The organism is Arthrobacter sp. MMS24-S77 (assembly GCF_054888235.1).
In genome coordinates this window covers 2,671,691-2,696,176 of sequence record NZ_JBTZRN010000001.1, presented here as the reverse complement: position 1 = coordinate 2,696,176, position 24,486 = coordinate 2,671,691, and the positions used below count along the sequence as shown (strand labels likewise).

The following is a 24,486-nucleotide window of genomic DNA, read 5'->3' as shown; positions in this document are numbered from 1 at the left end:
GCAGGCGTTGAGTATTGAACTTCCGGACCTCGCGGAAGGCGACTTCTATTACGAATCGCTCGGCGACGGGCGGTTTCGCTCCACCATTCATGCCCAGGGCGCGTGGAATCCGCATGAGCAGCACATGGCGCCGGCCTCGGGAATCCTGGCAGATGCTTTGCTCCGCCATGAGCCGCGTGACGACGTCCGCATGGCGCGCCTCAGCTACGAAATCCTGGGACTGATCCCGGGCGGCGAGTTCGACATCACCACCAGCACGCTCCGCCCGGGCAGGACGATTGAACTGATCCAGGCGGAACTCTCGGCGGCAGGCCGTGTGGCTATCCGGGCCACCGCCTGGCGGATGGCGACCAGCGACACGAGCGCCGTGGCCGCGATAGAAGACCTGGCGATGCCGGCCCCGGACGAATGCAAGCCCTGGGACGGTTCGAACGTATGGCCCGGCGGATACATCCGGTCCTTGGAATTGCGGATTGCCGAAGGACACCGGGCAGGCTCGGGCAAAGTCTGGATCCGCACAGAGCATCCGTTGACTGATGCTGCCGACAGCCGCGACCTCGCGCGGCTTGTTGGACTCGTGGACACTGCCAACGGCATCGCCGCCCGCGTTTCACCCGGCAAGAACAGCTACATCTTCCCCAACCTTGACCTGCAAATCCACATGTACCGTGAACCCGCGGGCGAATGGCTCGGCTTGGACAACATGGTCTCCTTTGGCAACGACGGCATCGGCCTGACGTCCACGGTGCTTCACGACATCAGCGGCCCCTTCGGCCGCGCAGAGCAGATCCTCACGCTGAGGAAGGGCTGATGGCTGAGGAGCCCAGCGGAGCGCAGCGCACACTGACGGTGGTGCGACAGGAAGAATCGCTCGGCGTCGCTGATGACCTGGATTTCGGGATTGAGCTCCTGAACCGGGCCCGCAGGGGACTGCTGCCGCCAACGCTGCGGTTGTACCGACCCCGTCCTACGGTTGCGTTCGGGCAACGCGATGCCAAGCTGCCGGGATTCCAAGCCGCATCCGAGGCCTGCCGGGACCTGGGGTTCGAACCACTGATCCGCAAAGCCGGGGGCAGGGCTGCGGCCTATCATCGGGGCACCTTGGTGATCGACCACGTCGAGCCGCACGCCGACGCCATCGCCGGAGCCAAGGCCCGTTTTTCATTCTTTGGCGAGCTTCTCGCGGGTGCACTCCGTCGCGTAGGCGTGCGAGCCGCCGTCGGGGAGATTCCCGGAGAGTACTGCCCGGGTGAGTTCAGCGTCCACGGCTTGGACCCGGATTTTCCAGCACACCAGATCAAGCTGATCGGCACTGCCCAGAGGGTGGTCTCCGGGGGATGGCTGTTCAGCTCGGTGATCGTCGTCGAGAACTCGGCTCCCATCCGCGAGGTCCTGACGGCCAGCTATGAAGCCCTCGGCTTGGAATGGGACCCGGCCACAGCCGGCGCCGCGAACGACCTCTTGCCGCAGCTGGACGTACCCACGGTGGAAGACGCCGTCGTCGCGGCTTACGCAGAATACGCCGAACTCATCGACGGCGATTTCCAGAGCCTGCTCCCCGTGACGAGCACCAGTACGCCGTTGTAGACGGATACGGCCAGGACTACGCTTGAGGCCACAACCACGTGGTCCGGGCGGTGCCTTCCGCCCGGACCCGGGATGTGCCGCCCTCCTGAAGCGAGGTAGAGCAATGGACAAGAAGCCGCCCGTTGTCCACGATTCCGACGCGGACCTCGCAGTCGGCCCGCCCAAACGATCGGCCGCGGGCTTGCCCAGCCTGGTTGAATCGTTACCGCATTCGTTGAGCCAAATGGGTCCGTCCCGCATGTGGAAGTCCCTGCGCGCCTTGAACCAGAAAGACGGCTTCGACTGCATGAGCTGCGCCTGGCCGGATCCTCCGGAGCGGAAACTGGCCGAGTTCTGCGAAAACGGTGCGAAGGCAGTCGGGTGGGAGGCGGATCCGCTCAAAGTTCCGTCCACTTTCTGGGACGAGAACGACGTCGAATCCCTCGCCCAGCGCTCGGAATACTGGCTGGGACAACAGGGCCGGCTGGTGGAACCTGTCTACAAACCCGCCGGTGCGAGCCACTACCGTCCCATCAGCTGGGACAACGCGTTCCGGATTGTGGCCCGAGAACTGAATACCCTGGATTCGCCGGACGAAGCCACGTTCTACACGAGCGGACGGACCAGCAACGAAGCCGCGTTTGTCTACCAGCTCTTCGTGCGTGCCTTCGGGACCAACAACCTGCCCGATTGCTCCAACATGTGCCACGAGTCCACCGGGGTGGCCCTTGGAGAGACCCTTGGCGTGGGCAAGTCCGCCGTCACCTATACCGACTTCGCCAAGGCGGATTTGATCATCATCATGGGCCAGAACCCCGGGACGTGCCATCCCAGGATGCTCACGGCCTTGGAAGAGGCAAAGCTCGCAGGGGCCAGCATTGTCGCCGTGAACCCGCTTCCAGAGGCCGGGCTGATCAACTTCAAGAACCCGCAACGTCCCCGCGGCCTGGCAGGCAAAGGAACGGATCTGGCGGACCAGTTCCTGCAGATCCGCCTCGCCGGGGACATGGCGTTGCTGCAGGCTGTGTCCAAGCGCGTCCTGGAAGCAGAATCGGCGGCCCCGGGGGCAGTACTGGACCATGCGTTCATCGAGGAGCACTGCCAAGGCCTCGGAGAGTTCCAAGTCCATATCGAAAACCTGGACGAACAGGACGTCCTCGCCGCAACGGGCCTGAAGACCGCGGAAATCGACGAGCTCGCGTCCCGCTACCTGCGTGCCGAAAAGGTTATCGTTACCTGGGCCATGGGCTTGACGCAGCACAAGAAGGCCGTGGCAACCATCAAGGAGATCGTCAATCTCCTCTTGCTCCGGGGAAACATCGGCAAACCGGGCGCAGGCCCGTCACCGATCCGTGGCCACAGCAACGTCCAAGGCGACCGCACCATGGGCATTTGGGAGAAGATGCCCGAACCGTTCCTTGATGCCCTCCAGCGGGAATTCGGATTCGACCCACCGCGGCTGCCCGGCGCTGATTCCGTCGACAGCATCAGAGGCATGCGGGACGGGCGGATCAAGGTGCTGGTCGCACTCGGCGGAAACCTCGTGCATGCAATGTCGGACACCACCGCGGCTGAGGCAGCCGTCCGCAAGACCCGGTTGTCCGTCCAGATTTCCACGAAGCTCAACCGTTCCCATGCCGTGGTGGGGGAACAGGCGATGATCCTGCCGACGATGGGCCGCACGGAAATAGACCGCCAGGCCAGCGGCGAGCAGTTTGTCACGGTGGAAGACACAGTCTGCGCCGTTCACCGTTCGGCAGGCAGGCTGGAGCCGATCTCCGACAAGGTTCTGTCCGAAGTGGCGATCGTGTGCCGCATGGCCCGCGAGGTACTCGGCGACAGAGTTCCCGTTGATTGGTCAGGCTTTGAAGGAAACTACGATTCCGTTCGGGAGCACATTTCCCATGTGGTGCCGGGCTTCGAGAACTTCAACCAGAAAGCCCGGAGCCGCGACGGATTCGTCCTGCCGCATGGTCCGAGGGACGAGCGAAAGTTCCCCACCGCCTCCGGGAAAGCGATGTTCACCGTCAATGACCTTGAGACCATCCAAGTACCGCCGGGGCGCCTGCTGCTCCAGACCGTCCGATCCCACGACCAATTCAATACGACCACGTACAGCATGAACGACCGTTACCGGGGCGTGAAGAAGGGCCGCCTGGTGCTTTTTGCGCACAGCGACGACCTGGCCGATCTGGGCCTTGCCGACGGCGGCTATGTGGACGTGCACAGCGAAGCCGACGACGGCGTGGACAGGGTCCTGCGCCAGTTGCGGTTGATCGCATACCCCACAGCCCGCGGATGCGTGACGGCCTACTACCCGGAGGCGAATGTCCTGGTCCCGCTGGATTCAACCGCGGAAGGCAGCAACACGCCAGCATCCAAGTCTGTGGTGGTGCGCCTGGAACCAGCCGCACCACCGGACTTCAGCGCCAGTGTCCACTAGCGTTCCCCAAAAGGGAGCGCCTAGTGTCCCCGGGCAATCCATTCCTCAAGCTGGGGTGCCTCAGCTCCAACGGTGGTGGAGTCACCGTGGCCGGTCAAGACCAGGGTATCTTCCGGCAACGTCAGGATCCGGGAGCGGATGGAGTCGATGATCGTGGGGAAATCGCTGTAGGAGCGCCCGGTGGCTCCGGGGCCGCCCTGGAACAGCGTGTCGCCGCTGAACAGTGTTCCCGGACGATCGGTCCCTTCGCTCTCCAGATGGAAGGACACGGAACCGGGGGAGTGACCCGGTGTGTGGATGGCCCTTAGGCGGGTCCCCGCGACCTCAAAGATCTCGCCGTCGGCGATGTCGGCGTCGGGATTGGCATGAGGGTAAACCGCCTCCCATAGCATCCAGTCGTCCCGGTGCAAGTGGATGGGCGCTCGGACGATGTCCCGGAAGGCTCCCGCGGAACGGATGTGGTCGTCGTGGCCATGTGTGAGGAGGATGGCTTTGACCGTGCGATCACCGATTGCCTCTGTGATGGCGGCCGGCTTGTGCGCGGGATCGATCACGATGCACTCGGCGTCGTCTCCGACGATCCACACATTGTTGTCCACATCCCACGTGCCGCCGTCCAGCGAGAAGGTGCCGGACGTGACGACGCGCTCAACGCGGACAGTCGTGGTTTCGTTGGTCAGCGATTCATTCGTCACAGTTCAACCACCGATCGAAGGACGGATCCTGAATGCATCTTGGCGAAAGCGTCCTCGATATCGGCGATGCCGATCCGTTCCGTGACGAAGGCATCGAGATCGAGCTTGCCCTGACGGTAGAGGCTGACGAGCATGGGGAAATCGCGGGAAGGCAAGCAGTCGCCGTACCACGAGGACTTCAGGGAACCGCCCCGGCCGAAGACGTCCAGCAGCGGGAGTTCCAGCGTCATTTCCGGCGTCGGGACACCCACCAGCACCACGGTGCCGGCGAGGTCGCGGGCATAGAAAGCTTGCTTATACGTCTCGGGGCGGCCGACGGCGTCGATCACCACGTCCGCCCCAAAACCGCCGGTGAGTTCGCGGATCTGTTCAACGGGATCTCCCTGCGAGGAGTCCACCACGTGCGTGGCGCCGAGCTCGCGTGCACGGTCGAGCTTCTTGGCATCGATGTCCACGGCGATGATGGTGGTGGCGCCTGCCAGGGCGGCCCCTGCGATCGCGGCCACGCCCACGCCGCCACAGCCGATAACGGCCACCGAATCGCCGCGCTTGACGCCTCCGGTGTTGATCGCAGCGCCCAGCCCGGCCATCACTCCGCAGCCGAGCAGCCCGACGGCGGCAGCATCGGCGTCGGGGTCGACTTTTGTACATTGCCCGGCGGCGACGAGCGTCTTTTCGGCAAAGGCGCCGATGCCGAGCGCCGGGGAGAGGACGGTGCCGTCCTCGAGCGTCATTTTCTGGGTGGCGTTGTGCGTGTTGAAGCAGTACTGGGCCTGGCCGCGGTTGCAGGCACGGCAATTGCCGCAGACTGCGCGCCAGTTCAGGATCACGCGGTCGCCGGGAGCGATGTCCGTGACGTCCGGACCCACGGCGCTCACAACACCGGTTGCCTCATGGCCGAGGAGGAAGGGGAAATCGTCACTGATGCCGCCCAACTTGTAATGCAGGTCTGTGTGGCACACACCGCTGGTCAGGATGTCCACCAACGCTTCACCCGGGCCCGGGTCCGGGACGAGGATTGTTTCGAGGGTTACGGGCGCGCCCTTCGAGCGGACAATTGCCCCTTTGACTGCGTGGACCATGGAAAACTCCCCTGTGAGGTTCGTGGACCGCGGACGTCGTGTCCGGGTCTGATCTCAAACTGTCTATCACAGGGTCAGGTTCGGTGGCTAGGGTTGTTGCGCTTTGCGCGGCATGTTGCGCACTGCGCTACGCCGCGAACTCGGAAAGGCGGAGGGTGAGCTCTCCGCGAACTGGCAGCAGATGACCGTCCCCGTCGTTTCTTAGGGTATCTAGTGCCAGTTCGCGCGAAGACGTGGCAACTCAGGCGGCGAGCCTGGCCTCGACCTCGGCTGCCGAGGGGTTGGTGGCCGCGGTTCCATCTGGAAAGAGGACCGTGGGAACCGTCTGGTTACCGCCGTTCAGCTTCTCCACGAGTTCGGCAGTGCCCTCAACCTCTTCGATGTTGATCTCGTTGTAGCCGATGCCCTTGGCGTCCAGCTGCTTCTTGAGGCGGTTGCAGTAGCCGCACCAAGTGGTCGAGAACATAGTGATGGTGCCGGATTCGGGGGTGAAGTCCACGGATTTCTCCTGTCGTTTTTGTTATGAACTACTCGCGTCAACGGTAACCCGGCGGGCACTATTCCTCCGCGCGCATGTGTCACATGACACGCCAGGGAGGGAGGCGGGCGGACCCGAGGTACCGGGGCGCCGGCTCAGACAGTGACCTTGCCGCCGTCGTCGACCGTCCACGTCGGGTTGTAGGCAACTTCCCAGCGGAACCCGTCAGGGTCCGCGAAGTACCCCGTATAGCCTCCCCAGGGTTGGGCCTTCGGGGGAGCGACGACGACGGCGCCCGCGGCTCGCGCTTCGGACATGGTCCGGTCCACATCCTCGGGGCTGGAGACGTTGTGGCTCAGCGTGATGCATGGGACGCCCGACGGCGGATCGACGGCAGCCTCGCCCTGCATCTGTTCTACGTTCCAGAGGGACAACATCAGCCCGTGGTTGACTTGGAGAAAGAGGACGTCTCCGGGAAACTCGGCGTGGACCGGCCAGCCAAGGCCGTCGACATAGAAACGGCGCGACGCATCGACGTCGCGCACGCCCAAAGAGATGAAATCGACGCGCGGTTCCATAGGACCGTAGGTATCGGTCCTAGAGCGATTCTTCGACGGCGACGCCGGACTGGAACTCGCGCCCGTCAGCTTCACTGAAGGCGGTCATGACGTGTCCCTTGCCGAGGCCATTGATCGCAGAGAGGGGGAAATGGCCCGTGATGGTATTCCCGGAATGCTCAACGCCCTTGAGGTCGTAGTTCTCTTCGGCGCTTTGGTCGTGGTTAAAGGAGAAGAAAGCGATCGCCTCCCCGTTCATGAACTCGATGCCCAGTCTTCGTTGGGAGGAATAGTCCGGAGTCGCCGCGACCAGGCCCACAACATAGGCGCCGGAACCGGGGATGTTGCCCTCGATCTCGAACTTCGCCACGAGCGTGGCTTCCGTGGCGGTAATGCTGGCCTGCTTCAGAAGTGCCTCATGGATGCTCATGGCTCAATCCTGCTCTGTGCGCCTCCCGCCGTCCACCCCTGAATCGGGTTTTGTCGGAGCCGTTGCACCGTGCGGATCTGATCGGGCATGTTGCCAAAATCGGCCCTGACCAGCCGGGAGACTTGCCGATACAGGGGCCCGGGCGTGTGCCTCCGACGGAACGGCTTGCTGCCACGGCGCCCGGGGCGCTCGTTCTCGACGCTATCGATGGAGCCTGATGGCTCTCAGGGCGATGCCTACCGCGAACATGAGGAGGCCCAGGCCCGCCGATAGCGGGGGAGCGTGGCTACCAGGAACACGCAGGCCACGGCTCCGAACACCTGGAGTGCTTTGGGGTATCGCCGGTCTGCGGCCGGCTGGGTGAACGCGGCAACGTTGGCGACCAGATAGTAGATGAGTACGCCGAATGAGGAGAAACCGATCGCACCGCGCACATCGGCGACGGCGACGATTACGCAGATCACTGCGGCCAGCGCGACTTCGGCCCTGTGCGGGACTCGATAGCGCGGATGGACGGCAGCGAGCCAATGCGGTAGATCGTGGTGCCGGGCCATGGCCAGCGTGGTCCGGCCCAAGCCGGCGATGAGCGCCAGCAAGGCGCCCAGGGCGGCGACGGCGGCTCCCACGCGGACCACGGGGACGGCCCATGACAAGGTCCCGCTTCCGACGGCGGCGGCGAGCGGTGTTGCTGTACCCGCCAAGCCGTCCGGGCCGAGGGCTGCGAGAAGGGTCACTGCAATGATGGCGTAGAGGATGACCGTCATGCCCAATGCGATCCCGATGGCGCGCGGGATTGAGCGCCGGGGGTCACGGACTTCCTCTCCCATGGTCGCGATCCTCGCATAGCCGGCGAAGGCGAAGAACAGCAGCCCCGCGGATTGGAGGATCCCGTACCAGCCATGTGCAAGCAGCCCGCCCCCAAGAATGTTGGCCGGCGCGGAAGCAGACCCGCCCCAGCAGGCTGCCACGGCAATGGCGAGAGCCGCCAGTACGACGAGCACCAGAATTCGGGTCAGGCCAGCCGTGCGCGTCACCCCGTGATAGTTCACAGCGGCGAGGACGACGACGGCGGCGATGGCCACGGGACGCTCCCACCCTGCGGGGGCGGCATAGGCAGCGAAAGTCATGGCCATGGCAGCGGCGCTGGCGGTCTTACCGATCACGAAACCCCACCCGGCTACGTACCCGGACCACGGTCCCAGCCGCTCGCGCCCGTAAATGTAGGTTCCGCCCGACGTCGGGTATGCGGCGGCGAGTTGGGCGGAAGACGTCGCGTTGCAGAATGCCACCGCGGCGGCGACGACGAGTCCAATCAGGAGTCCTGATCCTGCGGCGGAAGCGGCTGGGGTGAAGGCCGCGAACACACCCGCTCCAATCATGGAGCCCAAGCCGATCACGACCGCGTCAAAGGTACCCAGCCGACGGGCCAGGGCCTGGGGGTTGCTCATGGGGTTCTCCTTCGGCGCTCAGACCCAGCCTAAGTCCTGGAGCCCTCCCCGAAGTTCGCGGTCTATTCGGCGCCGCCAGGAGCGCCTAGGACTTCCCCGTGATTGTCAGGACGATGAGAACACAGTTGAGGCCGACAATGAGTGCCGCACTGGTCCACCCGGCGATCTTCAACGCTGTTGAATCAGTGTGGATGCCCATGACCTCACGCTTGCCTGTGAGCCGAATCAGCGGAATCAAGGCGAAAGGAATGCCGAAGCTGAGCAGGACCTGGCTCAGGACGAGTGCGAGGGTGGGTTCAATTCCCGCTCCGAGAATGATCAACGCCGGGATTAACGTGACTACCCGGCGGATCAGGAGCGGCACACGGATCTTGAGGAGGCCACCCATCACTGTTGCTCCGGCGTAGCATCCAACGGACGTCGAGGCCAAGCCCGAGGCCAACAAGCCGACGCCGAAAGCTACGCCGATGATTGGACCAAGCGCCGAAGTGACTGCGGCGTGGGCTCCCGCGATGGTGTCAGTTCCTTCGACTCCGCGCAGGCTGGAGGCGGCCAAAAGGAGCATGGCAATGTTCACAACCCCTGCCAGCATCAACGCCCCGGCGACATCCATCCGGGTTGCCCTGATGAGTTTTGTGCGCACCGCCGGATCGTGGGAGAAGCCATGCCTGTCGCGGGCCAGGGCCGAATGTAGGTAGATGGCGTGCGGCATGACCGTGGCGCCGAGCATGCTGGCAGCGAGGAGGACTGTGTCCGTTCCTTCGAAGCGCGGCACCAAGCCTGCCAACACGCCTCCGGTCTCCGGCGGACTGACGAAGAGCCCCGAAACGAAACCGACGGCGATCACCGCCAAAAGCATCATGATGGCGTATTCGAAGGATTTTTGGCCCCGTGACGACTGGAGCGCCAGGAGCATCATGGATGCCAGCCCGATGATGACGCCACCCATGAGAAGCGGCAGTCCGAAGAGGAGGTTGAGCGCGACGGCTCCGCCGATGACTTCAGCCATGTCGGTAGCCCCGGCAACGACTTCTGCCTGGACCCAATACAGCCTGCGACGGTGTGTGCCCAGTCGCTTGCCGAGGAGTTCTGGAAGGCTGTGGCCCGTGGCCAAACCGAGTTTCGCAGACTGGTACTGCACCAGGACCGCCATGATGTTTGCTGCAACCAAGACCCACACGAGCAAATAGCCGTAGTTCGCACCGGCAGTCAGATTTGCCGCGACGTTTCCCGGATCCACGTACGCGATCGCGGCCACGAAAGCTGGCCCCAACAAGAGTAGCCTGGACCGCCACCGGGGCTTGCTCACCGGTTGCACCGCAAGAGTGGTAGCCATGATTTCCTCAACATCGGGGATACGAACATGATGAGGATACCGTTAAGTTAGGCATACCGAAAAGTAGTTTTTAGGTGAGGCTTGCGAAATGCGCTAGTTCACGCGTGGGTGGGTTCTTCGACGAGGGCGGTGGCGATGCTGTCGGCATCCTCAAGTGCGGCGAGGTACCGCTCGGCATCCAACGCGGCGGCACAGCCTGTGCCGGCGGCCGTAATGGCTTGGCGGTAGCGGTGGTCCACCGCGTCACCGCAGGCGAAGACCCCGGAAAGACTGGTCACGGTGGTGGGGGAGTCAACCTTGATGTAGCCCTCGGCGTCGAGATCCACCTGGCCGTCCACAAGGTCCGTCCTAGGGACATGTCCAATGGCGACGAATATGCCCGTAGCCGCATGTTCGCGCGTGACGCCGGTGCGGGTGTCAGCCAGGGTCACGCCGGTGACCTTGGCGTCGCCATGGATGGCGGTGATGGCGGAGTTCCAGGCGAAGCGGATTTTCGGATTGTCCTTGGCGCGCTGGGCCATGATTCGGGAGGCTCGGAGCTCTTCCCTGCGGACCACCACCGTGACGGTCTTCGCAAACCGGGTCAGGAACGTTGCTTCCTCCATGGCCGAGTCGCCGCCGCCCACCACAACAATGTCCTGCTCGCGGAAGAAGAAGCCATCGCACGTAGCACACCAAGAGACGCCGTGCCCGCTGAGCTTCTTCTCCTCCGGCAAGCCGAGCTCCTTGTACGCGGAGCCGGTCGCGAGGATCACGGCCAGTGTCTTGTGGGTATCGCCTGACCCGGTGACCACCCGCTTCAGGTGCCCGGCCAGCTGGACTTCAGTGACGTCGTCGAACACTATCTTGGCGCCGAACCGCTCGGCCTGCTCCTGCAGGCCCTCCATGAGGTCGGGGCCCTGGATGCCGGAGGGAAAGCCGGGGAAATTCTCCACTTCCGTGGTGTTCATCAGCGCGCCGCCGGCGGTGACTGAACCGGCAAGGACCAGGGGATACAGGCCCGCCCGGGCTGCGTAGATTGCCGCCGTGTAGCCGGCAGGGCCGGATCCGATGATGATCAACTGTTCTTTGCTCATAGACAAGTGCAACAAGGACGGGGACGTCAATCAAGCTCTCGTCGATCAAAGTGCATAATGGGTGAATGTCTAGCGAAGCCGGAGCCGTCCTGATCCGGCCCATGAGTCCTGAAGATTGGCCCGCGGTCCGTGCGATTTTTACCGAGGGCATCGAGACCGGGCAGGCCACCTTCGAAGCAGCTGCTCCGGGGTGGGAGCAGTTCAACGCGAGCCGCCTCCCGGATCACCGCTTCGTTGCCGAAGCATCCGGTCAGGTGTTGGGGTGGACGGCCGTTTCCGCGGTGTCGTCGCGCCAGGCTTATGCCGGCGTGGTCGAACACTCCGTCTATGTCGCCGGGTCTGCGCGCGGACGGGGCGTCGGAGGCCTGCTCCTGCAGGCGCTGGCTGCGTCGACCGAAGAGCATGGCATCTGGACCATCCAATCCAGCATCTTCCCCGAAAACCAAGCCAGCATCCGCCTTCACCAAGCGAATGGCTTCACCATCGTTGGCCGGCGGGAACGCATCGCCCGCATGAATGCGGGGCCCTTGGCCGGCCAGTGGCGGGATACGCTGCTGCTTGAACGCCGCTCCCGCCGTGTCTGAGGTGCCTTCCGCGAGCCGGGGGCCGGCCGCGGCACGGCTCACGCCATGTGGAAGAGGCTGTTGAGGGCCGCCCATTGGAGGAGCATGATCGACTTTCCGTCCACGATGCGACCGTCGTCGATCATGGCGAGAGCATCGGCGAACGCAATCTCGATGGTTTCGATGTCCTCGCCCTCCGCGACTACTCCACCGCCCGGGCCCGTCTGGTCTGCCGGGGTGTAGGGCGCGACGTAAAAGTGCAGCCGTTCGGTGACCGATCCGGGGCTCATGTATGCGTCGAACACATGCCGCAGCGCTCCGACCTGGACGCCGAGTTCCTCGCTTGCCTCGCGACGGATAGCCGTTTCGGGATCGTCGTCGTCCAGCAAACCGGCAGCAGTCTCGATCAGCATCCCGTCCGGATGATCGTTGACATAGGCCGGGAAGCGGAACTGCCGGGTGAGGAGGACCGTGCCCCGGCCGGCGTCGTACAACAGAATCGTCGCGCCATTGCCCCGATCGTAACTTTCGCGCTGCTCCGTGACCCATCGGCCATCCCTGCGGCGGTACTCGAAGGTGGTGCGACGCAGCACGTGCCAACCGTCGGAGGTCACTTCGACGTCGCGCACGACCACGGCGGGATTGCGGTCGAGGCCGCGGCCGGCTTGGTCGAGACCGGTGCGGCCGCGCTGGTCGGGTACATCAATTCCAGGACGCAACGTGGTGGGAGGGGCATCGTCTCTCGGAGTCATTCCGCTAGAATAGTGCATAAACGTGCAACATCAGGAAGAAGCGTGCATGCTTGCTGCCGAACGACTCGAATACCTCCTCACGCGCCTTGCCACGGATGGCAAGGTGATCGCCAAAGACATCGCCCACGAACTTGGTTTGTCCGAAGATAGCGTGCGCCGCGACCTCCGCGAGCTTGCCGCAGCCGGGCTCTGCCAACGTGTGTACGGCGGTGCCCTGCCGGTTTCTCCTGCCATCGCCGACTATGCCACCCGCGCTACCGTTGAGCCGGAGAGCAAGGCCCGCATTGCTACCCGCGCCGCTTCGCTCGTCCAGCCGGGCTGCGCCGTGATCCTCGACGGCGGCACCAGCACCCTCGCGGTGGTTCACGCGCTGCCCGCGGAGCTCGACTGTACTGTGATTACCCACAGCCCAACCATCGCCTCGGCGCTTGTCGACCACCCCCTCATTGAGGTGTACCTCCTCGGTGGTCGCTTGTTCAAACACTCTGCCGTGACCTGCGGGGCTGCGGCCGTCGAGGCTACCCAAGCAATTTCCGCCGAGCTGTTCTTCCTCGGTGTCACCGGAGTCCACCCCGTCCACGGACTGACAACCGGCGACGCCGACGAAGCCGCGATGAAACGCGCTCTGGCCGCCCGTGCGGCAGACACCTACGTCCTCGCCAGTACCGAGAAGATCGGCGCCGCTTCGCGCTATTCGGTACTGCCCTTTACCGGCATCGCCGGCATCATCACCGATGCGCCGGCCAACGATCCGACCATGAGGGAGCTCACGCACCTTGGGGTCGCCCTCATTGGCGCGGATTGACTATTTTCGCCAGTATCGCCGGGCGAACACTACTCCAGTCACTCTTGTTGCGCGCGGATGACGAAGTGTTCGACCCGCCGGTCTGGAACCAACCAGATCAGTGCCACTACCGTGTAGGCGGCGACGGCGAGCAATGGATGCAAGAAGCAGAGGGCAAGGCCGGCCAAGTAGATGAGGGGCGACGTCTTACCTTTCCAGTCCCGGCCAAGCGCCTGAGCGAGCGCCCCTTGACGCCCTTGCTGCCGGACCAGCGACTGCTGGAGCACGAAGTAGGCAACCGCCGCACAAAGTAGGTTGAACCCGTAGGCCAGCACAGGGACCTCCGCGAAGCCCGACTCGTCCATCCAACGTGTGCTGAACGGGAAGAGCGACAACCAGAACAACAGGTGCAGATTCGCCCAGAGTATTGCGCCGTTGACCCGATCGGCCAAGTGGATCAGGTGGTGGTGGTTGTTCCAATAGATCCCCACGTAGACGAAGCTGAGCAGGTAGCTAAGGAACGTCGGGAGAACACTCAGCAAGCCGGTCCACGTCGGTTCCGGGGGTACCCGCAGTTCAAGCACCATGATGGTGATGACGATGGCGAGGACGCCGTCACTGAATGCCTCGAGCCGGTTCTTGTTCATCGGGTTGCCTTCATGGGGACATCATCGTTGGTGCGAACTGCTGTCGCCAAACCATACCCTCTGACAGCAGCAGTGAATTCCAAAGCTGATGATCTTCGCGGCTCAGCCAGTAGCTCAGACTTCGAGGCCGTCTCGAATGACAATGTGGCCCATGGGCCAGTCCGATAGCTCGGCTAGGAGGGGCAGCACGAGGGCTGGTCCGTTGTATTTTTCGGGTTCGCCGTCGTTGGTGATCATCCGGGTAATCTGCCCCGGTAAGCGCAGCCAGCCTGCCCTCTCATAAAAAGAGACGACGGCTGGCCGGCATGTGAGGAAGCCAAAGGGCATGTGGAACTGGTGGAAGCTGGCAGAGGCTTCGTTGAGCAGCCGAATTCCGACGCCGGTTCCCCGGTAGTCGGGGTCTGTGCCGACTAGTCCTACGTCCGCCACATGGACAGCCGATGTCTGGGATTCGACGCGGAGCATCCGCCTCAGGAAGCCTAGATGTGCTACGGGCTTGCGGCCGTCGTATCCGATAAGGCGTCCTTCCGGGCGGGCACCGGACCAGCTGCGCCCGTTGCTGAAAGTCGCTTGGTGGTCAGGATAAATTCGAGCGAGGAGGCCACTCAGTCGGGCGTGTTCCTTCTGGGAAATGTCTGCTTCCCAGCAAAGTCGCCACGTCATTCCGTCCATGCGGGAACGCTATCAGCGCGGATGGCTTCGCCCCAGGTGCCCGTGCTGTTCCTTGCGGTTCTGATTGGCTTAAAACAGCCACCCAGACTACCTGCGTCCTCGGAGCCACCGTCCTCTAACAACATCGGCCACGAAAACCAGACGGTCCGCGAGGTGGGAGGTGGATTCTAGGGGTAGCTAAAACACGAAGACGCTCGGCCGGGATATTCCGGCCGAGCGTCTTCGTGGGCCGTGTATTGAACGCTTTCCGTTAGCCCAGTGTGGACAGCGTGGACGCGTCAATGACGAAGCGGTACCGCACATCGGAGGCGAGCACGCGCTCGTAGGCATCGTTGATCTTGTCCGCCGGGATGACCTCGATCTCGGCACCAAGTCCATGTTCGGCGCAGAAGTCGAGCATTTCCTGGGTCTCGCGGATGCCACCGATCGCCGATCCGGCGAACGAGCGCCGACCCGTGATGAGCGAGAACACATTGACCGGCAGCGGTTCCGCGGGTGCGCCCACGTTCACCAAGGCGCCATCGAGGGTCAGCAACCGCAGATAGGAGCTGATGTCGATCGGGGCGCTGACGGTGTTGATAATCAGGTCAAAAGTGCCGGCGAGCGACTCAAACGTTGCCGGGTTGCTCGTGGCAAAGTACTGGTCTGCGCCCAGGCGCAGGCCGTCCTCCATCTTCTTCAATGACTGGGACAACACCGTGACGTCGGCGCCCATGGCGTGTGCGAGCTTGACGGCCATGTGCCCCAGCCCCCCGAGTCCGACGACGGCGACCTTCTTCCCGGGACCGGCACCCCAGTGCCGAAGCGGCGAATAGGTGGTGATGCCTGCGCACAACAGGGGAGCGGCGACGTCGAGCTCTATTCCTTCAGGGATCCGTACGACGAAATCCTCGGTCACCACCACGTGGGTGGAGTAGCCGCCCTGGGTTATCGTCCCGTCGCGGTCGACGGCGCCATAGGTGCCGGTCATGCCCTTGAGGCAGTACTGCTCCTCGCCCTTGCGGCAGTTGTCGCATTCGCGGCAGGAGTTGACCATGCAGCCCACGCCTACCCGATCGCCGACCTTGTGGCGGGTGACCTCGGGGCCGATTTCAGTGACAATACCGGCGATTTCGTGACCGGGAGCAAGGGGGTAGGACTGCGGCCCCCAGTCGCCGCGGACGGTGTGGATGTCTGAATGGCAGATGCCTGCGTACTTGATCTCGATCAGCACGTCATGGGAGCCGACGTCGCGGCGATCAATGGCGGTCGGGATAAGGGCCTCGCTCGCGGACGGGGCGGCGTAAGCATTCACGGTAAGCATGTTTCTCCTGTGTGTGGACGGAGGATTGGTGTTCGCGGTGTCAGTCTCGGTGGCCCACGGGACCCCGGAAGCTCTGGGTTTCAGGGCGACACCACCCATCAAACAGGAAATTTCCGATGTGAGGGAGTCCCTGCTGGTACCCGTATCAGCAGAGCCCCTCAGCAGGATCGGCTCGGCGAAGCTACTTGTCGCTGCTGGACAGTCTCCGGACCTGGATGGCGGCATGCGTCTTGCGCAAAGCTGAAATCGAGGCATCGTACGAACGCTGTGCGACGCCCACGAAGAGGCAATCGATCAGCATCATTTGGGCGATGCGACTGCCCAAAGCGCCTGGACGGAATGGCGTCTCCCGGGCTGCGGTGCTGAGCACGATGTCGGCTACCCGGCCCAAGGGAGAATCGGCATGGTTGGTGACGGCGATGATGGTTGCTCCGGACTCCTTGGCGATCTTCGCGAATTCGACGGTGTCCATGGTGGTTCCCGAGTGCGAAATGGCGACGGCCACGCAAGTGGGATCGAGCAGTGCCGCGGAAGTCCACGCAGCATGTGCCTCCGTCCAGCTGAACGACATTTTGCCGATCCGGTGAAGCTTTTGGTTCATATCCTGGCCAACCAATGCGCCGGCGCCCACGCCGAAGATGTCCGTTTTTCGCGCCGCAGCGATGGCCGTAACAGCTTGGTCCAGCTTTTCTATGTCGAGCAGTTGGGCGGTGTCGGCGATCGAGGCTGTCTCATTGAATGCGATCTTTGAGACTATTTCCTGGAGGGAGTCGGACTTGTCGATGTCTTCGTAGAACTCCGCCGGAACGTTGTTGACGAGGCTCTCGCGGGTGGTCTCCCTGGCCAGGTCGAGGCGAAGATCCGAGTATCCGCCGTAGCCCACCTTCTTGTAGAAGCGGACTACGGATGTAGTTGACGTCCCGCATCGTTCAGCGAGGTCGCCGATCGGCATGGTCGCCACGCGTGCGGGGTCTGCCAGGACGACTTCGGCGATGGCGCGTTCGGAAGGCCGGAGTGACGGAAGGGCGGAACGGATCCTGACCAGCACGGATCTTGACGACTCCCCGTTTCCTGCCTCATCCACAGCGTCCTCCTTCTCTCGGCTTCCTTAGACAAGGTACCGGCTAAGCCTCACGGTTCGGTGCCATGTATATATGTTACCAATTCACTCGAATTTGTGTAACTCATTGACATGAGCCCGTCTGGCCAATATCTTCGATGTCAGGCAAGTCACAGCAATGACAGACAGGAACACCGATGGGAACGCAACCACACTCCGGGCAGAACGGTTCGGCGTGGCTCGACATCAGCACGGAAGTACGCAATGCCAGAACCCTGGATCTGGACCAGCGCACCACGGTCGAGATTCTCGAAGCCCTCAACGATGAAGACCAGCTGGCGCCGACCGCAGTTCGGGCCACCTTGCCGCAGATGGCCGAGTTGGTGGAGACCGCTGCCGAATCCGTGCGGAACGGGGGTCGCGTCCATTACTTTGGTGCAGGAACGTCCGGGCGCCTCGCTGTCCTTGACGCCGCTGAACTGAGGCCCACTTTTAATCTTCCTGACGGCGTTGTCATCGCACACCACGCCGGCGGTTCTGCGGCCCTGACCCAGGCGGTGGAAAACGTCGAAGACTCCTGGGAAGCAGGAGCGGAGGCCGCGGCGGACGTCCGCCCGGGCGACGTCGTCGTCGGTATTGCGGCCTCTGGACGGACGCCGTACGTGGGCGGTGCGCTGACGGCCGGCCGTGAACGCGGCGCCACAACAGCGCTCATTGCCTGCGCCAGCGAGCCGCAACTCGGACCACTTGCGGACTTCGTCCTTGCCGCGGACACCGGGCCCGAGGCGTTGGCGGGATCAACCCGGCTCAAGGCCGGCACCGCCCAAAAGCTCATGCTCAACGGATTCTCCACGGCCTTGATGATCCGGCTCGGCCGGACCTGGTCAAACCTCATGGTCTCCATGGTTGCCAGCAACGAAAAGCTGCGGGCACGCACGCTCAGGATCCTGATGGAAGGCACCGGCGCCGCGGAAGAGAGCTGTCGGAGCGCACTGGAGTCCGCGGACGGCGAGCTGAAAGTGGCTCTCGTCGTCATGCTTACCGGCGCTTCCCCTGCCAACGCGCGCAACGCCGTCGAACTGGCGGGCGGTAACGTGCGCGATGCGACAACTGCCCTCGCCCGATGATCGATCTCCGCAGTTTCTCGGGGTTCACCACCCGGGAGCTGGACCGCCTCGCCATGGCGCATGACGCCTCGCACTACCTGTTGAACCCGCAGGCCGTCGTCGCGCCGGCGGATGCCGCCGAGGTCGGGCGGATCTTGGCTTCCGCCGCGTCCCTGGACATGCCCGTTGTTTTCCGTTCCGGCGGTACGTCGCTGAGCGGACAGGCCGTCACGGACGGCCTCCTGGTGGACGTGCGGAAGCACTTCCGCTCTGTTGACGTGCTCGACGGCGGTGCCCGGGTCCGCGTTGGACCCGGCGCCACCGTGCGGAGCGTCAATGCACGGTTGGCCGGATACGGGCGCAAGCTGGGTCCTGATCCTGCCAGCGAGGGTGCGTGCACCATAGGGGGAGTCGTGGCCAACAACTCCTCCGGAATGGCCTGCGGCACCGAATTCAACACCTACCGCACCTTGGAATCCCTGGTGGTCGTCCTGCCCTCGGGCACCGTCATCGATACGGCTAGCCCCGGCGCAGACAATCAGCTCCACGAACAGGAGCCTGGGCTGCACGAAGGATTGCTGCAGTTGCGGCGCAGAATCATTTCCAATCCAGACTCTGTGCGAACCATTGAGCGGATGTTTGCCATGAAGAACACCATGGGTTACGGGCTCAATTCCTTCCTCGACTTTGAAGAGCCCGTCAAAATCCTGGAACACCTCATGATCGGATCCGAAGGTACCCTGGGCTTCATTGCCCAGGCCACGTTCCGTACCATCGAATCCCGGCCTTTCGCTGCCACCGGGCTGATGACCTTCAGCTCGCTCAACGATGCCGCCTCTGCCTTGCCCGAGCTGGTGGCGTCAGGCCTTGCCACTGTGGAGTTGATGGACGCTGCCGCGTTGGCTGTTGCCCAGCGCCAAGCAGGAACACCGGCATCGCTGGCCAGCCTCGAGATCGGCCGCCACGCCGCACTTCTTGTGGAGCACCAGGCCTCAACTGCGGAAGAGTTGGCCCACAAGCAGCAACAGAGCCAGGTTCTGTTCGAGTCCCTGGACTTGGCGGCCCCGTTCGAGCTTTCCACGGATGCCAGGAAACGCTCGGCCCTCTGGCATATCCGCAAGGGCCTCTACACCACCGTTGCTGGGAGCCGGCCTGCTGGAACAAACGCCCTCCTGGAAGACATAGCCGTTCCGGTGCCCGCATTGGCCGAAACCTGCGAGCAACTGTTGGGCCTCTTTGATCGCCACGGGTATCAGGACAGTGTCATTTTTGGCCACGCCAAGGACGGCAACATCCATTTCATGCTCACTGAGCGGTTTGACGACCCATCTCAACTCAACCGGTATGAGGCATTCACCGAAGACATGGTGGATCTTGTCCTTGGCAATCAGGGGACCCTCAAGGCCGAACACGGCACCGGGCGGATTATGGCCCCATTTGTTGTGCGCCAGTACGGGACGGAGCTTTACGGCGTCATGGAGGCCATCAAACGGCTCGTGGACCCCAAGGGGATGCTGAACCCCGGGGTTGTCCTGTCCGAGGAGCCCAGGTCATATCTTGGCCACTTGAAGACGGCGCCCGTCGTGGAAGAAGAAGTGGACCGCTGCGTCGAGTGCGGCTATTGCGAGCCGGTGTGTCCCAGCAAGGACCTGACCATGACGCCCCGGCAAAGGATCGTCATCCGCCGGGAAATCGCCGCCGCCGAAGAGGAGGGTAACCACCTTCTTGCGGAACGGTTGCGCAAGGACTACGACTACGACGGCGTCCAGACGTGTGCGGCGGATGGCATGTGCCAGAGCGCTTGTCCGGTCTTGATCAATACCGGCGACCTGGTGCGCCGTCTCCGCGCGGAGAACCACAACGCCGTGGCAGGCAAAGGCTGGATGGCCGCCGCCAAGCACTGGGGTGCGGTGACCGCCGTCGGCTCCCTCGGCCTCAGTGCGGCCAAAGCGATGCCGGCACCTGCCGTGAAGGCCGCTACCGCGACGGCGAGGCTGCTTCTCGGTGCCGAGAATGTCCCGCTCTACAGCGATGTGCTTCCCCGGGGAGGCCGCAAGCGAATCGCCACCGAAGCCATCGGAACGGGAGATCCTGCCGGAACCACAGCTGATGCCGTGTATTTCCCGGCGTGTATCGGAGCCATGTTCGGCCCGGCCGACGACGGCCGCGGCCGCATCGGGACCGGGGTCACGGAGGCCTTCCTGAACCTCGCCGGCCGAGCCGGCGTCGAGCTGCTTGTTCCCGCGGGCATCGGGAATCTGTGCTGCGGTACACCGTGGAAGTCCAAAGGTTTCACCGACGGATACGACGTCATGCGGGCAAAGGTCCTTCCGGCCCTGTGGGAGGCGAGCGATCACGGGCGCCTCCCCGTGATCTGTGATGCTTCCTCCTGCACCGAAGGGCTGGAGACCCTGCGGGACACCGCATCGTCCCCGGATTCCCCTCCGGAGTATTCGCGGCTCGAATTCGTCGACTCCGTGCAATTCGCCCGGGAGCGGCTGATGCCTCACCTTGCAGTCTCGCACCGCATTGAATCGCTCGCGCTGCACCCGACATGCTCATCTACCCGTCTGGGCATCAATGAGGACTTCACGGCTATCGCGGCCGCACTGGCTGAAAACGTCGTGGTGCCTACCAGCTGGGGGTGCTGCGCCTATGCAGGCGATCGAGGCCTCCTCCACCCCGAATTGACCGAATCGGCTACGGCTGCCCAAGCCGCGGAAGTCAATGAGCGTCGCCATTCGGCGTATGCGTCAACGAACAGGACGTGTGAATTGGGCATGACCCAGGCCACCGGCCATGAATACCGCCACATCCTCGAACTGCTGGATGAAGCTACGAGTCAAAAGAAGGGAACCCCCTGATGGAGATTGTCATACTCCCGGACAGCCATGAGATCGGCCGTATGGCCGCGGACGTCATCGAATCCCTGCTTGAGCGCAAACCTGACGCGGTCCTGGGGCTCGCAACCGGTTCTTCTCCGCTCCCCATCTATCAGCAGCTGATACGTCGCCACCGCTCCGGAAGCCTGAGCTTCGCCCAGGCCGAAGCCTTCACGCTTGACGAATACATCGGGCTCCCGGGCAAACATCCGGAGCTCTACAGCGAGGTCATTCGCAGGGAATTCACCGGCCACGTGGATTTCGCCGAAGGCAGGGTCCATGGTCCTGACGGCTTCGGAGTTGATCTTCCCGAGGCCTGCAACAGCTACGAGGACCAGATCCGGGCCGCAGGGGGAGTAGACGTGCAGATCCTGGGCATTGGAACGGACGGCCATATCGGTTTCAACGAACCGGGATCTTCCCTGGCTTCGCGCACCAGGATCAAAACCCTCACTGAGCAAACCCGGCGCGACAATGCCCGGTTCTTCGACTCGCTGGACTCCGTTCCTCGGCACGTGGTCACCCAGGGACTGGGCACCATCATGGAAGCCCGGCACATCATCCTGGCCGCCACGGGCGCGAACAAAGCCCAGGCAGTGCGCGAACTGGCCGAAGGCGCCGTGACAGCCATCTGCCCGGCATCTGTGCTCCAGCTTCACCCGCACGTCACCGTATTCCTCGATGAAGCCGCGGCATCACAGCTCTCCCTGGCCGACTACTACCGTCATTCCTTCCAGCACAAACCCCACTGGCAAGGACTCTAAGAAGCACAAAACTGCACCGCAGCAAAGCACCATCCACCAAGCCACCACAGCCCTAAGGAATCACCATGAGCACCCCAACAGTTCTCGACCGACCACCAGCCAAGGAGGCAAGGCGAGCGCTTGTCGCCGGTTCGGTCGGCAACTTCATTGAATGGTACGAATTCGGAATCTACGGCTCTTTCGCCACCATCATCTCCGCTAACTTCTTCACCACCGCGGGGGCATCAGACTTCGAAGCCCTCATCAAGACGTATGCCTCGTTCGCGATCGCCTTCTTCTTCCGCCCGGTCGGCGCCGCGATCTTCGGACGAATCGGCGACCGGATCGGCCGCCGCCCCACGCTGATCATCGTCCTGCTGCTGATGACCGGAGCAACAACGCTCATCGGCGTTCTTCCCAACTACACCACGCTGGGGGTGATGGCTCCTATCCTCCTGACCCTGGTTCGTATCCTCCAGGGACTGTCGGCCGGGGGTGAGTTCGGCGGTGCCGTCTCGATCATGACTGAATTCGCGCCCACCGGGAAACGTGGAAGCTACGGTTCCTGGCAATCGTTCACCGTTGCGCTGGGCCTTCTGGCTGGTGCGGGCGTCGGGGCTTTGATGTCCTCGATCCTGACCGCAAAAGACCTCAATGACTGGGGTTGGCGCATCCCCTTCCTCCTCGCGCTTCCGCTCGGTTTGGTGGCGCTGTACCTGCGGCTGAAACTCGAAGAGACTCCCAACTTCCAGCGCACGGTGACCGCCGAAGCAAGCAAGACTCCCGCCGTCGTCGTTCAGCACCCCAGCAAGGCTGAGACTGCCCGGGCCATTCTGCTTGGCATCGGCCGGCTCATGGGCTGGTCGGCAGCGGGATACACCTTCCTCGTGGTGCTCCCGTCCTACCTGCAGACCAGCCTTCACGCCACCTTCCAGGCGGCGCTCATCGCCACAGTGCTGGCGAACGCTGGCTTTGCCGCGTCGATCATCCCCAGCGGCATCCTCAGTGACCGTTGGGGGCGACGGCCCATCATGCTGGCGGGCGCCATCCTCATCACGGTCCTGGCAATTCCCCTGTTGAAGATCCTCCAGGACCCCACGAGCTCGCCGTGGCTGATGGGGGCCGGCGTCTTCATCGCCGGCGCTGTAGTTGGCATGATGGCCGGGCCCGGGCCCGCCATGCTCTCGGAAATGTTCCCGACCACCGTCCGCTACACCGGGCTGGGCCTCGCGTACTCGCTTTCAAATGCGGTGTTCTCCGGATCTGCCGGACTCATTATCACCGGACTCATCGCTTCCACGGGCAACAAGGACATCCCCGCCTATTACGTGATGGCCACCTGCATCATCAGCGTCTTCGCGTTGGCTACGCTGCGGGGCTCAGCCCACAAGACCGCCCTCCGCGACTAACCGAACGAAGAGATAGGGAGTACTGCCATGCGTGTCATCGGCATGATGTCCGGAACGTCCTACGATGCGATCGACGCCGTCGCGGTCGACATCAGCAGGGACGGAGATGCCCTGGTTGTTACACCCTTGGGTGCTTTGAGCGAATCCTACCCGGAGGAGCTGCGGGCGGCATTGGCGGCGCAAATGCCGCCCGCAGCGACCTCCATGGAGCAGATCTGCAAACTTGACACGGGGATCGGACAAGCATTCGCCCGGCTCGCGGCCAGGGCCAACCGGGAACTGTGCGACGGCCAGGCCGAGCTCGTGGCATCACACGGCCAGACCGTTTTCCACTGGGTCGAGTCCGGCAAGGTCCACGGAACACTCCAGATCGGGGAGCCGGCCTGGATCGCCGAGGAAACCGGCTGCACGGTGGTGTCCAACTTCCGTTCACGGGACGTGGCAGCGGGCGGCCAAGGAGCCCCCTTGGTAAGCCTGTTCGACGCCCTGTGGCTCAGGGGATTGCCCGGCACGCCCATCGCGTTGAACCTGGGCGGGATCGCCAACATCACGGTGGCCTCCGGTGAGCCGATCGCCTTCGACACGGGGCCCGCAAACGCCCTCATCGATGCCGCGGTCACCTCCATGACCGATGGTGAAAAGCATTACGACCACGACGGCGAGCTCGGCGCCCGTGGTACCGTCAACGTCGAGCTGTTCAGCCGGCTCCTTTCAGAGCCGTATTATTCCCAGCCGGCACCCAAATCCACGGGCAAGGAACTATTCCACTTGCCTTACCTCGAGAGGGCCATGTCTGACAGTGGTACCCAGAATCTCGCCCCTGAAGACGTGATCGCCACCCTCGTCAGCCTGACAGCCCGGACAGTCGCCGATGCCGTCCGTGCCGCAGGAGGAACGTCCGTCATAGCGTCGGGAGGCGGAACCCGGAACCCCACGCTCATGCGCGCCCTGGACAAGGAACTGGGCACCATCGAGTTGCTCAGCTCGGATCACTTGGGTCTGCCGTCCGCGATGAAAGAGGCGTGTGCTTTTGCCGTGCTCGGCTACTTGTCCCTTCACAACCTCCCGGCAACGGTGGCAAGTTGTACCGGGGCACGGCATGCCAGCATCCTCGGCTCCATCACACCGGGATCCGGCGGGCTGAACATGCCGCCTCTTCCCACGACTCCGCCAAAGTCGCTCCGGATGGAACGTGTCGCCGGCCAGGTCCCGGCACCCGACTAAGAGGTCCCGGCACCCGACTAAATCGCCCGGACGCAAGGGGCCCGCCGTTTCTGCGGGCCCCTTGCGCGTCGTTTGGGGCTTATCCGGCGTAAGCCGGCGCCGAGGAAGATCGGGTCGGGCACCTCAATCGGGTTGACCCTTGCCACGCACTATGCCGGGGCTTACTGTTCTTGGATGCACCTACGGCTGGGGCGACGGCGCGAACCTTTCCTACGGACCGAACAGGACGG

General features: G+C 63.5%; 22 protein-coding genes and 1 pseudogene. 10 read left to right on the top strand and 13 right to left on the bottom strand.

The features are described 5' to 3' along the window. The first annotated feature begins 7 nt into the window (after positions 1-7). The 3 genes from ACX5I4_RS12315 to ACX5I4_RS12305 all read left to right on the top strand — a co-directional run bounded on the left by ACX5I4_RS12315 (position 8) and on the right by ACX5I4_RS12305 (position 4,009). Positions 8-811, top strand: coding sequence for a thioesterase family protein (locus tag ACX5I4_RS12315; protein WP_461836915.1), 804 nt, complete (start codon positions 8-10; stop codon positions 809-811). Beyond that, positions 811-1,587, top strand: a complete 777-nt coding sequence (locus ACX5I4_RS12310; RefSeq protein ID WP_461836914.1) for a lipoate--protein ligase family protein — start codon at positions 811-813, stop codon at positions 1,585-1,587. The genes ACX5I4_RS12315 and ACX5I4_RS12310 overlap by 1 nt, the downstream gene beginning before the upstream one ends. A 103-nt stretch (positions 1,588-1,690) precedes the next feature. Beyond that, entirely contained in the window at positions 1,691-4,009 is a 2,319-nt protein-coding gene (locus ACX5I4_RS12305) for an FdhF/YdeP family oxidoreductase (protein ID WP_461836913.1), read from the top strand. 20 nt (positions 4,010-4,029) lie between these two features. Here ACX5I4_RS12305 and ACX5I4_RS12300 read toward each other — a convergent pair whose 3' ends face one another. The 8 genes and pseudogenes from ACX5I4_RS12300 to trxB form a co-directional block, all read right to left on the bottom strand. Beyond that, positions 4,030-4,704, bottom strand: a complete 675-nt coding sequence (locus ACX5I4_RS12300; protein ID WP_461836912.1) for an MBL fold metallo-hydrolase — start codon at positions 4,702-4,704, stop codon at positions 4,030-4,032. Further along, positions 4,701-5,786 carry an S-(hydroxymethyl)mycothiol dehydrogenase gene (locus ACX5I4_RS12295; protein WP_461836911.1) on the bottom strand — a complete coding sequence of 362 codons (1,086 nt, stop codon included), beginning with the start codon at positions 5,784-5,786 and terminating at the stop codon, positions 4,701-4,703. Before ACX5I4_RS12295 ends, ACX5I4_RS12300 begins: the two co-directional genes overlap by 4 nt. 241 nt (positions 5,787-6,027) lie before the next feature. After that, positions 6,028-6,285 (bottom strand): mycoredoxin, encoded by a 258-nt coding sequence (locus ACX5I4_RS12290; protein ID WP_059389319.1) that lies wholly within the window; start codon positions 6,283-6,285, stop codon positions 6,028-6,030. A 134-nt stretch (positions 6,286-6,419) separates the two neighbouring features. Further along, complete coding sequence (locus tag ACX5I4_RS12285) at positions 6,420-6,842, bottom strand: VOC family protein (protein ID WP_461836910.1); 423 nt, start codon at positions 6,840-6,842, stop codon at positions 6,420-6,422. Positions 6,843-6,861: 19 nt separating this feature from the next. Further along, on the bottom strand, positions 6,862-7,251 hold the full coding sequence (locus ACX5I4_RS12280) for a hypothetical protein (RefSeq protein ID WP_461836909.1): 390 nt from the start codon (positions 7,249-7,251) through the stop codon (positions 6,862-6,864). 201 nt (positions 7,252-7,452) lie between these two features. Next, a pseudogene (locus ACX5I4_RS12275) lies at positions 7,453-8,699 on the bottom strand (APC family permease). A gap of 85 nt (positions 8,700-8,784) precedes the next feature. Further along, on the bottom strand, positions 8,785-10,035 hold the full coding sequence (locus tag ACX5I4_RS12270; RefSeq protein WP_461836908.1) for an Nramp family divalent metal transporter: 1,251 nt from the start codon (positions 10,033-10,035) through the stop codon (positions 8,785-8,787). Positions 10,036-10,133: 98 nt separating this feature from the next. Next, entirely contained in the window at positions 10,134-11,111 is a 978-nt protein-coding gene (trxB, locus tag ACX5I4_RS12265; protein WP_461836907.1) for a thioredoxin-disulfide reductase, read from the bottom strand. Positions 11,112-11,176: 65 nt separating this feature from the next. Between trxB and ACX5I4_RS12260 the strand changes: the two genes are divergently transcribed. Further along, positions 11,177-11,695: a GNAT family N-acetyltransferase gene (locus ACX5I4_RS12260; protein WP_461836906.1), complete on the top strand. Its 519-nt coding sequence runs from the start codon at positions 11,177-11,179 to the stop codon at positions 11,693-11,695. A gap of 38 nt (positions 11,696-11,733) precedes the next feature. Here ACX5I4_RS12260 and ACX5I4_RS12255 read toward each other — a convergent pair whose 3' ends face one another. Continuing rightward, complete coding sequence (locus ACX5I4_RS12255; RefSeq protein ID WP_461836905.1) at positions 11,734-12,426, bottom strand: NUDIX domain-containing protein; 693 nt, start codon at positions 12,424-12,426, stop codon at positions 11,734-11,736. 46 nt (positions 12,427-12,472) lie between these two features. On the opposite strand from ACX5I4_RS12255, the gene ACX5I4_RS12250 reads away from it, so the two are divergent. Further along, positions 12,473-13,231 (top strand): DeoR/GlpR family DNA-binding transcription regulator, encoded by a 759-nt coding sequence (locus ACX5I4_RS12250; RefSeq protein ID WP_461836904.1) that lies wholly within the window; start codon positions 12,473-12,475, stop codon positions 13,229-13,231. A gap of 38 nt (positions 13,232-13,269) precedes the next feature. On the opposite strand, the gene ACX5I4_RS12245 is transcribed toward ACX5I4_RS12250, so the two are convergent. From ACX5I4_RS12245 to ACX5I4_RS12230, 4 genes are all read right to left on the bottom strand, one after another. After that, a complete protein-coding gene (locus ACX5I4_RS12245) occupies positions 13,270-13,857 on the bottom strand; it encodes a TMEM175 family protein (RefSeq protein WP_461836903.1) in 588 nt (195 codons plus the stop codon). Between the two features lie 114 nt (positions 13,858-13,971). Further along, positions 13,972-14,529, bottom strand: a complete 558-nt coding sequence (locus ACX5I4_RS12240; RefSeq protein ID WP_461836902.1) for a GNAT family N-acetyltransferase — start codon at positions 14,527-14,529, stop codon at positions 13,972-13,974. A gap of 250 nt (positions 14,530-14,779) precedes the next feature. Continuing rightward, on the bottom strand, positions 14,780-15,832 hold the full coding sequence (locus ACX5I4_RS12235) for an NAD(P)-dependent alcohol dehydrogenase (RefSeq protein ID WP_461836901.1): 1,053 nt from the start codon (positions 15,830-15,832) through the stop codon (positions 14,780-14,782). Positions 15,833-16,013: 181 nt separating this feature from the next. Beyond that, positions 16,014-16,916 (bottom strand): MurR/RpiR family transcriptional regulator, encoded by a 903-nt coding sequence (locus ACX5I4_RS12230; protein WP_461836900.1) that lies wholly within the window; start codon positions 16,914-16,916, stop codon positions 16,014-16,016. Positions 16,917-17,089: 173 nt separating this feature from the next. Between ACX5I4_RS12230 and ACX5I4_RS12225 the strand changes: the two genes are divergently transcribed. The 5 genes from ACX5I4_RS12225 (at position 17,090) to ACX5I4_RS12205 (ending at position 24,256) form a co-directional block, all read left to right on the top strand. After that, positions 17,090-18,019, top strand: a complete 930-nt coding sequence (locus tag ACX5I4_RS12225) for an N-acetylmuramic acid 6-phosphate etherase (protein WP_461836899.1) — start codon at positions 17,090-17,092, stop codon at positions 18,017-18,019. Continuing rightward, the gene (locus tag ACX5I4_RS12220; protein ID WP_461836898.1) at positions 18,016-20,862 is read left to right on the top strand and encodes an FAD-binding and (Fe-S)-binding domain-containing protein; all 2,847 of its coding nucleotides are present in this window, start codon (positions 18,016-18,018) and stop codon (positions 20,860-20,862) included. Before ACX5I4_RS12225 ends, ACX5I4_RS12220 begins: the two co-directional genes overlap by 4 nt. Further along, positions 20,862-21,644 carry a glucosamine-6-phosphate deaminase gene (gene nagB / locus ACX5I4_RS12215; protein WP_461836897.1) on the top strand — a complete coding sequence of 261 codons (783 nt, stop codon included), beginning with the start codon at positions 20,862-20,864 and terminating at the stop codon, positions 21,642-21,644. The genes ACX5I4_RS12220 and nagB overlap by 1 nt, the downstream gene beginning before the upstream one ends. Positions 21,645-21,709: 65 nt before the next feature. Next, positions 21,710-23,032, top strand: a complete 1,323-nt coding sequence (locus tag ACX5I4_RS12210; protein WP_461836896.1) for an MFS transporter — start codon at positions 21,710-21,712, stop codon at positions 23,030-23,032. Between the two features lie 27 nt (positions 23,033-23,059). After that, positions 23,060-24,256 (top strand): anhydro-N-acetylmuramic acid kinase, encoded by a 1,197-nt coding sequence (locus tag ACX5I4_RS12205; protein ID WP_461836895.1) that lies wholly within the window; start codon positions 23,060-23,062, stop codon positions 24,254-24,256. The last annotated feature ends 230 nt before the right edge of the window (positions 24,257-24,486 follow it).

Bases quoted from the DNA above. Each gene is read 5' to 3' on its own strand.
- ACX5I4_RS12310 (WP_461836914.1), top strand. From the start codon at position 811: ATGGCTGAGGAGCCCAGCGGAGCGCAGCGCACACTGACGGTGGTGCGA.
- ACX5I4_RS12305 (WP_461836913.1), top strand. From the start codon at position 1,691: ATGGACAAGAAGCCGCCCGTTGTCCACGATTCCGACGCGGACCTCGCA.
- ACX5I4_RS12295 (WP_461836911.1), bottom strand. From the start codon at position 5,786: ATGGTCCACGCAGTCAAAGGGGCAATTGTCCGCTCGAAGGGCGCGCCC.
- ACX5I4_RS12285 (WP_461836910.1), bottom strand. From the start codon at position 6,842: ATGGAACCGCGCGTCGATTTCATCTCTTTGGGCGTGCGCGACGTCGAT.
- ACX5I4_RS12280 (WP_461836909.1), bottom strand. From the start codon at position 7,251: ATGAGCATCCATGAGGCACTTCTGAAGCAGGCCAGCATTACCGCCACG.
- ACX5I4_RS12270 (WP_461836908.1), bottom strand. From the start codon at position 10,035: ATGGCTACCACTCTTGCGGTGCAACCGGTGAGCAAGCCCCGGTGGCGG.
- trxB (WP_461836907.1), bottom strand. From the start codon at position 11,111: ATGAGCAAAGAACAGTTGATCATCATCGGATCCGGCCCTGCCGGCTAC.
- ACX5I4_RS12260 (WP_461836906.1), top strand. From the start codon at position 11,177: ATGTCTAGCGAAGCCGGAGCCGTCCTGATCCGGCCCATGAGTCCTGAA.
- ACX5I4_RS12255 (WP_461836905.1), bottom strand. From the start codon at position 12,426: ATGACTCCGAGAGACGATGCCCCTCCCACCACGTTGCGTCCTGGAATT.
- ACX5I4_RS12250 (WP_461836904.1), top strand. From the start codon at position 12,473: ATGCTTGCTGCCGAACGACTCGAATACCTCCTCACGCGCCTTGCCACG.
- ACX5I4_RS12245 (WP_461836903.1), bottom strand. From the start codon at position 13,857: ATGAACAAGAACCGGCTCGAGGCATTCAGTGACGGCGTCCTCGCCATC.
- ACX5I4_RS12240 (WP_461836902.1), bottom strand. From the start codon at position 14,529: ATGGACGGAATGACGTGGCGACTTTGCTGGGAAGCAGACATTTCCCAG.
- ACX5I4_RS12235 (WP_461836901.1), bottom strand. From the start codon at position 15,832: ATGCTTACCGTGAATGCTTACGCCGCCCCGTCCGCGAGCGAGGCCCTT.
- ACX5I4_RS12225 (WP_461836899.1), top strand. From the start codon at position 17,090: ATGGGAACGCAACCACACTCCGGGCAGAACGGTTCGGCGTGGCTCGAC.
- ACX5I4_RS12220 (WP_461836898.1), top strand. From the start codon at position 18,016: ATGATCGATCTCCGCAGTTTCTCGGGGTTCACCACCCGGGAGCTGGAC.
- nagB (WP_461836897.1), top strand. From the start codon at position 20,862: ATGGAGATTGTCATACTCCCGGACAGCCATGAGATCGGCCGTATGGCC.
- ACX5I4_RS12210 (WP_461836896.1), top strand. From the start codon at position 21,710: ATGAGCACCCCAACAGTTCTCGACCGACCACCAGCCAAGGAGGCAAGG.
- ACX5I4_RS12205 (WP_461836895.1), top strand. From the start codon at position 23,060: ATGCGTGTCATCGGCATGATGTCCGGAACGTCCTACGATGCGATCGAC.